Origin of the sequence: Candidatus Clostridium radicumherbarum (assembly GCF_045310525.1) — a bacterium.
GTDB classification, from domain to species: Bacteria; Bacillota; Clostridia; order Clostridiales; family Clostridiaceae; genus Clostridium_AT; species Clostridium_AT radicumherbarum.
This window is the reverse complement of record NZ_JBJHZY010000003.1, coordinates 299,252-314,096: the sequence shown is the minus strand read 5'-3', so window position 1 is coordinate 314,096 and position 14,845 is coordinate 299,252. Positions and strand designations below refer to the sequence as shown.

Below are 14,845 nucleotides of genomic sequence, written 5' to 3'. Positions count from 1 at the left end.
TTAACACTCCTCTTTCTTCACTAAATTAATATTTTTAATTAACTTTTTAGGTAAATAATATAATATTAATAAAATAACAAATACAAAAACTGTTGGTATTCCAAAGGAAACTTTATTAAAATAGTTGTAAATCAATGTACCTAGTACAGCAGCCATAAGACCAACTATATTTAAACTCTTATTATTCCAATTTCCTTTCAAAGCATATTCTGAAAAAACAATTATATAAACAGGTACAAATATACTTCCAATTGTTAGTAGGAAATTTTGGTAGTTTTCAATTGGGAAGATAAAGGCAATAACTGTTGCAATTATTGAATATAAAATTATATAATTATTTTCATTTTTAATTTTAATAATCTGTTTTGATGAAATTACTGCTGAAAATATGTCTAAAAAAGTTGTAGTTACAGTAGAAAGCACAATTACCAAAGCTGCTGCTGCACTAAGACCGGTACCTGCAATAAACACTATTACATCCTTCCCTGTTTTTACAGTTATTAATAGACCTAAGGTATACATCAAAACACTTCCAAGAAAGTAGCCTAAAAAGCTCCAGATAACTACCCCTTCTTTACTCTCACCATCCTTTGCATAATCTCCTATAAGAGGAAGCCAGGATACAGGCATTGCTATAGCAAGTTCTATAGCTGTAGTAAAGCTCATAGTACCATTTATTGCTGCAGGTGCAGATCCTTGTACCTTAAAGAACATTAATATGCAGACAATGATTAATACCACTACAGATATATCATTAACAAGCTTTGAATAGTTATTAAAGGAATATGCCCATATAAAGACTGCCAAAGCCATAAGTAAAAGAGAAAAGTTAAAGCTTAGACCTGGTATAACACTATTTAAAGCACGTCCACCTTGTATAATCATAATAGCTGACCAGCCTATTAATTGAAGTATATTTAGTAGTGCTATAATTTTAGCACCTATGCTTCCCATGGAGTCTCTAACCTTATCCATAGCGTTTTTGTTGTCTCTAAAGGAAATATAACCTCCAATGGCCAAAAAAGCAGTACCAATTATGTGTCCTATAATAATTGCTAAAAGCCCCTTTGTTACACCTAGGGGAGCTATAATGCCCCCAGTATAGATTTCAGTTATTGATATAGCAGCTCCAACCCATAGTAAAAACATTGATGAATTTTTAATCTTCTTCATAGCACACTCCTGCTTTCTTATAAACTTCTATAAAATGGCCAACAGGACCTACCCCTTTACCTATAGGAAAGGAGTTTTCTATGGCCTTTGTGATATACTCCTTTGATAAAGTCACAGCTTCTTTAATTGAAAATCCCTTAGCAATATATGAAGCTATAGCTGAGGATAGTGTACATCCTGTTCCATGAGTATTTTTAGTAGCTATGCGGTGTCCATTTATAGTTACAAACTTACCCCCTGTTAGAAGGACATCATTGGCATCATTACACCTATGCCCGCCTTTAACAAGTACATTTTTTACACCTAGCTTATTTATGCCTATTGCAGCAAGCTCCATTTCCTTTTGGCTTGTAATTTTGAGTTCAGTTAAAACCTCTGCCTCAGGAATATTGGGAGTAACTATATCAGCAATGGCAATAAGATTTTTAAGCTCATTAACTGCTTCAGGCTTTAAAAGAAAATAGCCACTTTTAGATACCATTACTGGATCAAGCACTATATTTTTTGCCTTATATTTTATTAGAAGCTCTCTTATAACCTTTATAATTTCCGCATCTGAAACCATACCTATCTTTACTGCATCTACTTCGATGTCCTCAAAAATGCACCTTATTTGAGCCTCTATAACCTTTTTATCTATTTCTTGGACGTCGTATACCCCTGTGGTATTTTGTGCAGTAACAGCAGTAATAACACTCATGCCATAAACTCCTAAGGCACTCATGGTTTTTAAATCTGCCTGTATTCCTGCTCCTCCGCAGCTGTCTGAGCCTGCTATAGTTAATACTTTCTTCATTTGAATCCCTCCTATAAAGTAAAAAAATGTGCTGCAAGGCAGCACATTGAATTAGACAATTGACTAATTTTAGTTACGCTCCCTTCGTTGGTACTAACCAAATCAGGTTCTAAGGGTTGGATTTTCCTCTCAGCTAAAAGCACCCCTGCTTATAATATTCTATTAGTTACAATGTCATTTTACATAATTACATAAAATATTTCAATACATTAATATAATTTTGTACTCAATATCATATATAAAAAATAAATTAATAAGAGGATATTCTAAATTTACAATATTTTTCATAAAAATTATTGACAGAAGTTGTAAAGAGTTGTATTATATTTTAAGAAGTTATTTTAAATTTTAAAAGGAGGTAGGAAAAATGTTAGTAAATATGTCATCTGTAAAAAGACAAAAAATGAACAGCGTAAATAACAGAACTAATGGCATTACTATGTCCATTAATGGAATTAGTGTGGCATTTAGTGGCATATTATCTAAATTTTCATATGGTAGCCCTGCCTTCGTATCGGTGACCACACCTTGATACTAAACGGTTTTTCATTAATATGAAATACTGGTCATGGGCTGCAAAAACCCATGGCCTTTTTATATGAATTTTATAAGTAAACTATCTTATAAGATTATGTGAGCCATGGGATAACCATGGTTTTTTCATTCTAACAAAAATTTAACTTAAAGTATGAAGGGGGGATATTAGAATGAAACCAGTTCTTAAATATGTGTGGAGATACAAATGGATGGTTATAATCCCATCACTTGCAATGACATTGGCCATAGCATTAGATATGTTTAACCCATATCTCCAGAAAGAAATTACTGATAAGGTATTTATAGGCGGTGAAAATAATCTTTTATGGATTATCCTGCTTGGGTTTTTATCTATAACTATAAGCAGAGCTGTGCTTGGTTATGTTAAAGAATATCTGTTTGATGTACTGTCTGCAAAAATTAGCATAGATATTAAAAAGGATTTATTTGATCATATTCAAACTCTTCCTTTTAGCTATTTTGACAATATGAACACTGGAGAACTTATGTCAAGAATAGGCGAAGATGTAGATAATGTATGGAGAAGTGTCTCCTTCGGTATAAGATTATTTATAGAAAATGCCATATATTTCATAGTAGCTTCTGCTATACTATTCTTTTTAAATTGGAAACTGACCATAGTGTGTCTTATAGGAATGCCTCCTATAGCTTACCTTGCACTTAAATTTGAAAAGAAAATCGGAGAGTCCTATGGAAAATTAAGCGATCAAGGCGTTATATTAAATACTGCTGCCCAGGAAAATATAGCAGGTGTAAGATTAGTTAAGGCCTTTGCTAGAGAAAAGCATGAAATATTGAAGTTTTTAAAACTTAATCAAGAAAACTTTAATTTAGGTATGGAACAGAACCGGATAATTGCAGATTACTTTCCTCCAATTGAATTTTTAACAAATATATCAATTGTGCTGCTTGTTGCAGTTGGTGGAATATTTGTTATGAAGGAATCAATGTCAATAGGCACTCTAGTGGCTTTCAGTGGATATATTTGGATGCTTGTTTGGCCTATGAGAATGCTTGGCTGGCTTACAAATTTAATTGCTCAAACTAATGCTTCTGCAAAAAAGATAGCAAAAATTATGGATATAAAGCCTAATATTACGGATAGTGACGACTCCTTAAGGCTGCCTATTATACGAGGAGATATAGAATTCAAAAATGTATCCTTCAAATACAAAGAAGATTATGTATTAAAAGATGTAAATTTAAAAATAAAGGCTGGCAGTACTGTGGCCATAATGGGAACTACAGGCTCTGGCAAATCCTCAATAGTTAATCTTATAGGCAGATATTATGATGTAAGTGAGGGTGCAATTTATGTAGATAACTATGATATAAGAGAAGTAAATTTAAATGATTTGAGAAGCAAAATGTCCGTAGTTCAGCAAGATACCTTCTTATTTTCAGCCAGCATTGAAGAAAATATTCGCTTTGGCAGTGAAAATGCAACTATGGAGGAAATAAAAGAAGCCTGCAGATTAGCCTGCGCTTTAGATTTCATTGAGGAATTAGAAGATAAATTTGATACCATGATTGGCGAAAGAGGAATCGGCCTTTCAGGTGGTCAAAAACAACGTTTATCAATTGCTAGAGCTCTTATAAGAAATTCCAATATTTTAATATTGGATGATGCAACCTCTGCGCTAGACATGGAAACTGAATACAGACTTCTTAAAAACTTAAATGAAAGCCATAAAGCTGCTACAACCTTTATAATAGCTCATAGAATTTCAGCAGTAAAAAATGCTGATCAAATCCTGTATGTTGAGGATGGTCATATAGTAGAAAGTGGAAGTCATGATGAGCTTATAGCTAAAAAGGGCAAGTACTATGATATATACTGCGAGCAGTTTAAAGACTTTAACGAAATACACGATGAAGTGGAGGTGGTATAATGGCTAGAAACACCACAAGACAAGATGAAGACTTAAAAAGACTCTCTAATTATGAAATGTCAGCGAGGCTTTTTAGCTATCTTAAAAACTATAAATTGAAGATTTTCATAGTTTTAATTCTTCTAATTTTAGTAATGATAGTTAACATTATTAATCCTTTTTTGCTTAAGGAAGCTATTGATAATAATATTAAAAACAATGATGTCAAAGGTCTCTTAATGCTAGGAGTTTTTATGGTTATTATCAATTTCTTTGCAATGATTGCCTCCAGAATAAGAATGATTAAGATGGCAGCCGTTACAAATGATATACTTTTAAAAATAAGACATGATTTATATACTCATATTCAAAAGCTTTCCTTTTCCTTTTTCGATAATAGACCCGTAGGAAAGATACTTGCAAGGGTAATCGGTGATGTTAATTCCCTTCAGGATTTGTTTAATAATAGTGTAGCTAACTTTATTCCTCAGGTATTAACTATAATTTGTGTAGGGGCTATGATGTTTTATTTAAATGTAAAGCTTGCTCTAGCATCTATAATACTTCTGCCCGTACTTGGAATTTGTATGTTTTCCATTGAGACATTTTCAAGAAAAAGGTGGCAGGAATATAGAAGAAAGCGATCTACCTTTAATGCCTATACACATGAGGACTTCTCAGGCATAAGAGTTGTAAAAGCCTTCGCCAGCGAAGAAAGGACTTCAAAAAACTTTCTTCAATTAGTAAAGGATATGATGAATTCCTTTATAAGTGCTGTTAGATTAAACGACTTATTTTGGCCTTTGGTTGATACCTCTTGGGGAGTAGGAACTGTTATAGTTTACTGGTACAGTGCTAAGCTTATTGGTGATAGTTCTATATCACTAGGAACTATTATAGCCTTTACCATGTATATAGGAATGTTTTGGAGACCAATTCTTGAAATAAGCAACTTTTATAATACCTTGATTATGAATCTTGCTGCTGCTGAAAGAATCTTTGAAATAATGGATATTAAGCCGGATATTATAGATATTAACAGTGCAATAAAAATGCCTAAAATAAAAGGCCAGGTAGAGTTTAAAAATGTTACCTTCGGTTATGAGGATGGTACAGTAGTACTAGACAATGTAAGTTTTAAAATAAATGCTGGGGAAACAATAGCCTTAGTTGGACCTACAGGAGCTGGTAAAACTACAATTGTAAATTTAGTAAGCCGCTTCTATGATACACAAAAGGGTGATGTTCTAATTGACGGTAAGGACGTTAAGAATGTGGAACTGGAGTCCTTAAGAAGCCAAATGGGAATAATGCTGCAAGATACCTTTTTATTCTCTACTACAATTAAAGAAAATATAAGATATGGAAGGCTGGATGCAACAGACGATGAGGTTATGGCAGCTGCAAAGGCAGTAAGTGCTCATGATTTCATAATGAAGCTTGAAAACGGCTATGACACTGAGGTAAATGAAAGAGGTTCCAGGCTTTCAGTAGGGCAAAGACAGCTGATATCCTTCGCTAGAGCTCTTCTTGCTAATCCTAGAATATTAATATTAGATGAAGCTACATCTAATATTGATACACAAACAGAAAGGCTTGTTCAAAGAGGTATTCAAAAGCTATTGCATGGCAGAACTTCCTTCGTTATAGCCCATAGACTTTCAACTATAAGAGACTGTGACAAGATTATGGTTGTAAATGATGGAACCATTGTAGAAGCAGGAACCCATGAAGAACTTATGCTTTCAAAAGGTCTTTATTATGATTTGTATATGTCTCAATATAAATTCCTTAATGAAGGAGCTTAAAAGAAGTCGGTATATGACATATCTGGTTTTATGATGAAAGGGGTACTTCAATCTGAAGTACCCCTTAAATTTGTTTTAGATATTATTTCTTCTTAAGGTATTTTCTAATATCAATTGCAACTGCAAATACTATAATTAATCCTTTTATAATATACTGCATATAAGCATTAACACCAATAAATGCTAGTCCATAATTTATAACCTGAAATATTAATACTCCTGTTAAAATTCCTGGTACTGTACCAATACCTCCATATATAGAAACACCGCCGACAACGCAGGCTGCAATGGCATCCATTTCATACATATTACCAGTATTGTTTGTAGCGCTTCCTACACGTCCAGCTTCTAGTGCACCAGCAAAACCAAATAGTGCGCCGCCTATTACATATATTAATATTAGGTATTTAACAACATTTACACCTGATACAGCAGCTGCTTCAGGGTTACCACCTATAGCATACATGTTTTTGCCATAACGTGTTTTATTCCATAATATATATATAAGTACTGTTACTATAGCTGCATATATAACCAAGTATGGGATTGAATAGTCTCCTTTACCAAATAAGCTTCCAACAGCGAAATTAGTGAAATCTTTATCTAATCCTCCAATTGGCTGAGCTCCATAAGGCGGCCTGTCAAAATATGTGGAATTTAATCCATATACTATAAGCATAGTTCCTAGAGTTGCAATAAAAGGGGGAACTTTAAAAACTGCCACTATAATACCATTAAAAAGTCCAACTGTTGCACATACTGCAACTGCTACTAATATAGGAACCCATAGGGGCAGTTTTTGTAAGTGAGGATACATTCTGTAAGCATAGTCAGTAGCCTGTAGTAGAGATGCAGAGATTACTGCTGCAAAACCAACATTACGGCCTGCTGAAAGGTCGGTACCCTGAACAATAAGGATACCTCCTATTCCAAGTGCTATTATCATACGTGTAGACGCTTGAGCTAATATATTTCTAAAGTTATTTACTGTTAAAAAGTCTGGTGAAATTGCTATAATTACAATGAATAATGCTACTAAGACAATATAAATTGCATTATTCATTAAAAGATCTTTAATATTATTATTTTTAAAAGAAGCTTTTAGTTTTTCCATTATTGTTTTCCTCCTTCCTATAGATACATTGCTGAGAGTTTCATTATTTCTGCCTGATTAGTAGTTTTAGTATCTACTATTCCTGCTAGTCTTCCGTTACTCATAACCAGGATTCTATCGGTAGTTCCTAGAAGTTCTGGCATCTCTGAAGATACCATTATGATTCCCTTGCCTTCAGCTGCTAGATTATTCATTAGCTGATATATCTCATACTTAGCACCAACGTCTATTCCTCTTGTTGGTTCATCAAGCATTAGTATTTCAGGCTTTGTTAGAAGCCATCTCCCTATAATTACCTTTTGCTGGTTTCCACCAGAAAGATTACCAATAGCAGTTCTTTGTGAAGGTGTCTTAACCCTCATAGAATCAATAACCCATTGAGTATCCTTTTCTATATTTTTATTAGAAAGCAGTCCAAAGGTCCCTATATATTTTTCTATGTTTGCTATTATAGAATTGAAACTAATAGATAATCTATCAAAAATACCTGTTAGACGTCTTTCTTCAGTAAGCATTGCAAAGCCGTGTTTCATAGCCATTTGAGCACTTTTATTCTTAATTTCTTTGCCATGAAGAGTAATATTTCCTGTCTTTAATTTTCTAATTCCAAATAAACCTTCTAATATATCAGTTCTCTTAGCCCCAACAAGGCCTGCAACTCCGAGAATTTCTCCTTCTCGAAGGTCAAAGCTTATATCTTTAATTGATGGTTGATTTTCAGCTGTTAAATTTCTAACCTCTAAAATTACTTTACCAGGTTCGTTACTCTTTTCTGGGAAACGATTTGATAAATCTCTGCCAACCATCATATTTATTATCATCTCTGTTGTCAGTTCCTTAGCCTCTTTTGTAGCAATCCACTGACCGTCTCTCATGATTGTTACATCATCAGAAATTTTAAGAATCTCTTCCATCTTATGAGAAATATATATAATTCCGACATTCTTGCTCTTTAATTTTTCAATGATTTTAAAAAGATGATCAACCTCTTTTTCAGTAAGTGAAGAAGTTGGCTCGTCTAAAACTAAAACTTTTGAATCATAAGAAACTGCTTTTGCAATTTCCACCATCTGCGCTTGTGAAACCGAAAGACTTCCTGTTCTTTGTCTTGGATCAATATTAATGTCTAATTCTTTAAAAATCTTCTTTGTATCTTCATACATCTTTTGTTCATTAATGAAACCACCCTTTTCAGGATATCTTCCAAGCCAAATATTATCTAATACGTTACGTTGTCTAACTTGGTTTAGCTCTTGGTGTACCATTGACACACCATGATCTAAGGCCTGCTTGGAATTTTGAAAATCAACTTGTTTTCCATTTAGGAGAATTTCTCCTTCATCCTTATGATATATTCCAAATAAACATTTCATCAAGGTTGATTTTCCAGCACCATTTTCCCCCATTAAGGAGTGAACTGTTCCTGGCCTAACTTTTAGAGTTACTCCAGACAATGCCTTTACCCCAGGAAATTCCTTAGATATGTTCACCATCTCAAGTACATATTGATCTTTATTGCTTTCCCTGGTTGCGTTTTCCATGGTTTTACCTCCTTGCTTTGATAATAAATAATATGCTGCCAATTAAAATGATATGAGGTACACCCATAAAAGTGTACCTCATATTCACTTATTTATTTATATGCTTCTTCAGCAACACTTAAGTTATCTTTAGTAATTGCTATATAAGGAACACGAACTGACTTATTGTCATCTAGCTTCCATTGAGTTCCAGCTACAGGATCTTTTCCGTTAGCTGCATTTATAGCTAAATCAAGAGTAGCTTGACCTTGGTTTTTAGCATCATTTAAAACTGTTCCTATCATCTTACCATCTTTAATCTTAGTTAAAGCATCTGGAATAGCGTCAACTCCAACAACTGGCATAAACTTGTCACCAGTAAAGTATCCTGCTTTTTCTAAGGAAGCAATAGCACCTAGAGCCATAGCATCATTGTTAGCTATAACCATTTCTATCTTACCATTATTCTTAGCTAGCCAAGCATCCATTTTATCAGTTGCTTTAGCTGTATCCCACATTGCTGTGTCCATTGCTAATTCTTGAACATTGATACCAGCAGCTTTTATAGTGTCTATAACATATTTTGTTCTAGCTTCAGCATCTGGATGTCCTGGTTCACCTTTTAATAATACATATTGTATTGTATTATCATGATTTAAATCCCATTTAGCTTTGTTTTTATTCCATTGATCAACTATAAGTTGTCCTTGAAGAATTCCTGATTGTTTAGATTCTGTTCCAACATACCAAGTTTTATCATAGCCCTTTAATACAGAAGCATCTGGCTCTTTGTTAAAGAATACAACTGGTACATTTTTAGCTTTTGCCTTATCTACTATAGTTTGAGCAGCTTTAGGATCAACTAAGTTAATAGCTAAAGACTTAACACCTTTTGCAAGTAGTGTATCAACTTGGTCGTTTTGCTTTGATTGGTCATTTTGAGAGTCAACTACAGTTAAATCAGCCTTGTCTTTTGCACCTGTTTCGATAGCTCTTCTAACGAAGGACATAAAGTTGTCATCATACTTGTAAATTGTTACACCGATTTTTGGTAATGAAGTAGAACTTCCAGGAGTTGTTGTTGGAGTTTTTGAGGAACATCCAGCAAGAACTACTGCAGCTGCCATAACAACAGCCATAACTTTTTTATTCATTAATATTTCCCCCTTATAAAATTATTAATATTAATTTTTTACTGCTATTATTATGATATCACGGCCTTGTCCGAATAATAATATAAAATTCTATGTATTTATATAAAAATTCTACTGAATTAAAACGGTTTCATTTTGAGCTAGCTAAAAATATAAAATTGAAATAAAAAAAAGCTAAAACATATAAAATTTATTCCTTGATCTAAATTTTATATATTATAGCTATACAATATATTTATAGTGAATGATAGAACTATTTTGTAAATGGAAATATAAACCTTTGATTTTCAGGGTCATAAATATTATATTTATCAATAACCTTTAAATCTATATTTTCATTCTTAGGAACCTTATTTCCTCTTGCGGCCATGGCTGCATACTCCACTCCCAAATAGCCCATCTTAAATGGATTTTGTACAACTGTACCTTGAATTACTCCTTTTTCTATGAATTGAAGTTCTAAGATAGTGCTATCAAAGGTTATGAGCTTTATTTTACCTGAAAGCCCTAATTCCTCTAAAGCTCTTGCTGCACCTAATGCTGCAGCTGAGTTTAAAGCTACTATGCCCTTTAAACCTTTGTCCATGGATATAATGCTTCTAGTTAAACTTTCTGCCATGGCTTCATTTGAACCGCAATACTCTTTTGCTACTAATTTTACATTAGGATAATTTGAAAGTACGTCTATAACACCTTTTTCTCGATCCATTGCACTTTCACTGCCTTCAACAAAGTTTAATATTGCTACTTTGGAGTTTCTACCTACATTTTCAATTAATTTTTCTCCTGCAAGCTTACCTGCTTTTACATTGTCAGAGGAAATAAAAGATACCGGCTTATCTGAGTTTACTCCTGAATCTATTAAAACTACTGGTATTTTATTTGCGGCTGCATTATTTACCACACCTGACATTTTCTCATAATCACTAGCTGAAAGTACTATAGCATCTACCTTCTTATCTATTGCCTCATTTACCAGCTTCTTCTGGCCTTCAATATCCTCTTCGGTATCTGGAGCTATGAAATTCATATTTACATTGAATTCCTTAGCCGCATCATTTGCCCCCATTTGAACTGTTGTCCAATATTCTCCGCTCCTCATTTTCACTATGAATTCGATATTTTTTCTAGTATCAGTATTGTCGTTTCCCAGTTTTTTGTTACAGGAAGTGAAAGAAAATACTATTATTATGATAAGAGTTAATGTAATTATCTTTTTATTTATTCTATATATATTTTTCATATTCTTCATCCTTAAATAATGGAAGATAAATTCTTACAGTAGTTCCTTCTTCAAGCTCACTTTCTATTTCAAGCCCATACTCTTTTCCAAATGTCAATTGTATTCTTTCATGCACGTTTTTTACACCCACCCCAGAACCTCCTCTATTAGTATTAGAAGTATAGGATAAAATATTTTCTAACACCTCAGATTTCATGCCTAAACCATTATCTTTAATTTCAAACAATAGCATCTCTTCTACTTTTTTTGCCCTTATTTTTATAAAGCCCTCTTCTACCATATATTCAATCCCATGATAAAGCGCATTTTCAATAATTGGCTGTATAACTAATTTTAAAGTTTTATATTGTAGAATTTCATCCTCTGCCTCAATACTAAAATTAAATTTACTTTTATATCTTATCTTTTGAATAATAAGATAATTTTTTGCATGCTCCAATTCTTCCCTAACTGTGATAATATTTTTACCCCTGCTTATGCTTATTCTAAAAAGCCTTGCTAAGGAGGTAACCATAGTTATAACATCCTGACTCTTTCCATTTTCGGCCATCCAGACTATAGAATCCAATGTGTTGTATAGAAAATGAGGATTAATCTGAGCTTGAAGCGCATCAAGCTCGCTTTTTCTCTTTGATTCCTGCTCAATAACAATTTGATGCATAAGCTGCTTAATATTAGCTATCATTAAATTAAAGCTTCTAGATAAATGAACAACTTCCCTATCACCCTTAATGTCTACCTTGACATCCAGATCTCCCTCTTCTACTAGCTTCATGGACTCATCCAGCTGTTTAATTGGGTTAGTAATTTTAGCTGAAATGATAATAAAAATTATAACTATAAATAATATTCCAAGAAATAATATTATAATAGAAAAGTTAGTTATACTGCTTTTTGTGGCTGATAACTCATCCATATAAGAAATAGCTACAACCTTCCAATCTGTATAGCCTACATTTTTAATAGTTAATAATCTTTCCTCGTTATTAACCGTTTGTTTAAAGGTTCCATAAGTATTTCTATAAGCCTCTTCATTATTTTCACTTTTTAAGCCATTGTAGATTAATTCCTGCTGAGGATGATAGATAATATTATTTTTAGAATCCAAAATGTAAATGTAACCTCTTTTACCTAAATTGACTTTTTGGCAAAGCTGTTCTATTGAATTAAAATTAAGATCTATAAGAAGTACTCCCTGGGTCATTTTACCTTGGTAATAAAAACTAACAGGTTTACTTAAGGATAGTACCCAATTGTATTTTCCATCATATAAATTTTCTACGTGTGGGGCAGATAGAAAGGTAGTATTTGAACTTAATATTCCTTTATAAAACCATTCCTGTTCTGTTACCTTTACATTTTTCTTAAGCTTAGAAAAGGGAGTTCCCTCTACTAACTCTCCCTTATTGGTAAATATAGCTATTGATACAATATCATCTCTTGTGTCAAAAATTACATCTAATTTTTCTTCAAGCTTGCTATTAGGAAGCTCAGACACATTATTTATGTTTCTTTCTATAAGATTAGTTATCCCAACCATACTCTTTTCATAATTATCTAAATTTAAGCTGACTTGCTCTATTACATGAGTTGTGCTTAATGCCACATTTTGTTCTGCAGTTTTAGAAAATTTACCTGAAAGAAGTACCCCTATAAATATGACGGCCATAACAGCAATACAGGCAAAAGAAAAAGTAATAATAAATCTTATACTTTTGAATTTTAAATATTCACTTATTTTTTTAGAAATCCTTTTCATAGAGTTCTCCATTTGATTTAATAACTATAAATAATGTTTTGCTCTGCTAAACTTTATTTATATAATTCCTGGTTTTAATATTATTTGGCACTACTTCTATATTCGGAAGGGGATTGCCCAAATTTCTTTTTAAAGCTGTAGCTAAAATAATTAGGTTCAGAATATCCAACTTTTTCTGCAATTTCAAAGGATTTAAGGTTACTAGTTCTAAGCAGCTCTTTTGCTGCCTCCATTCTAACTTGTGTAACATAATTAATAAAGGTAGTTTTTGTTTCCTTTTTAAAGATAAAGCTAAAATAAGTAGGACTTATATGAAGATAATTACATACTCCATTAATATTTACTTCACTGCTTTTGTAGTTTTCCTTCACATATTCTTTTGCCCTATGCACTAGTTCCTTATAGGTATCAATTCTATCCTTAACTATATTGCTCATTATTTTCATGCATATATCTTTAAAAAAACTCTGTGCTTCTTCAACACTTTTTAAACTATAAAGTTCTATCAATAAATTATGATTTATGCCAAAAATATTATCAATGTCTATGTTCGAGTCCCTGGCGGCCTTTAAAATTGTAGTTAAAATTTCCATAATATATATTTGATAATCTTTGTAGGAAGCCTTAAAGGCTATTACATCCTCAAAAAGCTTATCTATAGTTTCTATCATTTCCTCCCCAGTACCTACCTTCAGACAATTTGCAAGAGTTCTCTCCTTATTTTCATCGAAAACAACCTTACTAACACTACCTGGCTCAATATCTTCAATCCAGATAATTCTATTTTCACCCATGAAAATTTTGTAATTAAGTGCAGCTAGTGCATTTTCATAAGAGTGACTTATATAAATAACATCATTGCAGATGCTGCCTACACCTATTGTGACTGTAAATTTTAAGAATTTTTCTATAGCTAACCTTAGTTCTTCTAGTGATTTTAATATGCTTTCAGAAACCTTTTCTCTTTTCTCCTCTTTGAAAGCACTAATGATAACAACGTTTTCACCATTTAAAAATGCTGTACCTGTATTATTTTTATCTGTAATTTCCTCAACTATATTAAGAAGGGCAAATTTAAATAGTGCCTTATGTTCATAGAAATCAGTGGCAATATTATTTAAATCTTCGCTTTTATTTTTATATTGCATTACTTCATCAATGCTAATTATAGAAACAATGTAGCTGCTTCCTCTTAAATTAATATCATAACTTCTTAAGCCCTCTTCAATATCTTCTTTTTCCATTGTAGTGGTTATTAGAGAAGTTAAGAATTTGTCCTTTAGGACTGGTATACTTTTTCTATAATACTCTTTTAGAGCTTCCACATTCTCTTTTTCTGCAATTTCATCATCTATTTGCTTCTTTACCTTTGTTAATATTTCAGAAAGCTCCACTGAACCAACAGGTCTTAAAATATACTCAGAAACATTTAATTTTATTGCCTTATGAGCATATTCAAATTCGTCAAAGCCTGTCATTACTATAACCTTAGTAGTTGGATACTTTTCTTTTACACATTGAGTGAGTTGAAGACCATCCATAAAAGGCATTTTAATATCTGTTAAAAGGACATCAGGCATTGTTTTTTCAAATATTTCTAAGGCCTCTTTACCATTTTCTCCTTCGCCAACTATTTCAAAACCAAGCTTATCCCAATCAACCTTATTTATTATACCTTTTCTAACCTCAATCTCATCATCAACTATTAGTAACTTGTATTTTCTCATAATTCACCCCATAGGAATCACAATCTACTTTTACTTGTTATTTATATATTAAAACAAATATACAAATTCTTCAAGCTAATAACCTTATACCCTTTATTATATCTCAAATTTGTAATTGAGGC

Annotated in this window: 11 protein-coding genes and 1 riboswitch; of the genes, 3 read left to right on the top strand and 8 right to left on the bottom strand. The window is 32.5% G+C overall.

Features of this window, described 5'->3' with window-relative positions; translation table 11 throughout:
• The gene (gene cytX / locus ACJDUH_RS15480; protein ID WP_406766113.1) at positions 1-1,173 is read right to left on the bottom strand and encodes a putative hydroxymethylpyrimidine transporter CytX; all 1,173 of its coding nucleotides are present in this window, start codon (positions 1,171-1,173) and stop codon (positions 1-3) included.
• Complete coding sequence (thiD, locus tag ACJDUH_RS15475; protein ID WP_406766112.1) at positions 1,160-1,969, bottom strand: bifunctional hydroxymethylpyrimidine kinase/phosphomethylpyrimidine kinase; 810 nt, start codon at positions 1,967-1,969, stop codon at positions 1,160-1,162. The genes cytX and thiD overlap by 14 nt, the downstream gene beginning before the upstream one ends.
• Positions 1,970-2,031: 62 nt before the next feature.
• A riboswitch (TPP riboswitch) is annotated at positions 2,032-2,126 on the bottom strand.
• 210 nt (positions 2,127-2,336) lie between these two features.
• Between thiD and ACJDUH_RS15470 the strand changes: the two genes are divergently transcribed.
• The 3 genes from ACJDUH_RS15470 (at position 2,337) to ACJDUH_RS15460 (ending at position 6,206) form a co-directional block, all read left to right on the top strand.
• Positions 2,337-2,501 carry a hypothetical protein gene (locus tag ACJDUH_RS15470; protein ID WP_406766111.1) on the top strand — a complete coding sequence of 55 codons (165 nt, stop codon included), beginning with the start codon at positions 2,337-2,339 and terminating at the stop codon, positions 2,499-2,501.
• Positions 2,502-2,676: 175 nt separating this feature from the next.
• Positions 2,677-4,419, top strand: a complete 1,743-nt coding sequence (locus ACJDUH_RS15465) for an ABC transporter ATP-binding protein (protein ID WP_406766110.1) — start codon at positions 2,677-2,679, stop codon at positions 4,417-4,419.
• Positions 4,419-6,206, top strand: coding sequence for an ABC transporter ATP-binding protein (locus tag ACJDUH_RS15460; protein ID WP_406766109.1), 1,788 nt, complete (start codon positions 4,419-4,421; stop codon positions 6,204-6,206). The genes ACJDUH_RS15465 and ACJDUH_RS15460 overlap by 1 nt, the downstream gene beginning before the upstream one ends.
• Positions 6,207-6,288: 82 nt before the next feature.
• Here the strand turns inward: ACJDUH_RS15460 and mglC are convergent, their stop codons facing one another.
• The 6 genes from mglC to ACJDUH_RS15430 all read right to left on the bottom strand — a co-directional run bounded on the left by mglC (position 6,289) and on the right by ACJDUH_RS15430 (position 14,723).
• The gene (gene mglC / locus ACJDUH_RS15455) at positions 6,289-7,320 is read right to left on the bottom strand and encodes a galactose/methyl galactoside ABC transporter permease MglC (protein WP_406766108.1); all 1,032 of its coding nucleotides are present in this window, start codon (positions 7,318-7,320) and stop codon (positions 6,289-6,291) included.
• Between the two features lie 17 nt (positions 7,321-7,337).
• Positions 7,338-8,861, bottom strand: coding sequence for a galactose/methyl galactoside ABC transporter ATP-binding protein MglA (gene mglA, locus ACJDUH_RS15450; protein ID WP_406766107.1), 1,524 nt, complete (start codon positions 8,859-8,861; stop codon positions 7,338-7,340).
• Positions 8,862-8,953: 92 nt separating this feature from the next.
• Complete coding sequence (gene mglB / locus ACJDUH_RS15445; protein ID WP_406766106.1) at positions 8,954-9,994, bottom strand: galactose/glucose ABC transporter substrate-binding protein MglB; 1,041 nt, start codon at positions 9,992-9,994, stop codon at positions 8,954-8,956.
• A gap of 253 nt (positions 9,995-10,247) precedes the next feature.
• Positions 10,248-11,246 carry a substrate-binding domain-containing protein gene (locus tag ACJDUH_RS15440; RefSeq protein WP_406766105.1) on the bottom strand — a complete coding sequence of 333 codons (999 nt, stop codon included), beginning with the start codon at positions 11,244-11,246 and terminating at the stop codon, positions 10,248-10,250.
• Complete coding sequence (locus ACJDUH_RS15435; RefSeq protein WP_406766104.1) at positions 11,221-12,996, bottom strand: sensor histidine kinase; 1,776 nt, start codon at positions 12,994-12,996, stop codon at positions 11,221-11,223. The genes ACJDUH_RS15440 and ACJDUH_RS15435 overlap by 26 nt, the downstream gene beginning before the upstream one ends.
• An 80-nt stretch (positions 12,997-13,076) precedes the next feature.
• Positions 13,077-14,723, bottom strand: coding sequence for a response regulator (locus tag ACJDUH_RS15430; protein ID WP_406766103.1), 1,647 nt, complete (start codon positions 14,721-14,723; stop codon positions 13,077-13,079).
• Between the last annotated feature and the right edge of the window lie 122 nt (positions 14,724-14,845).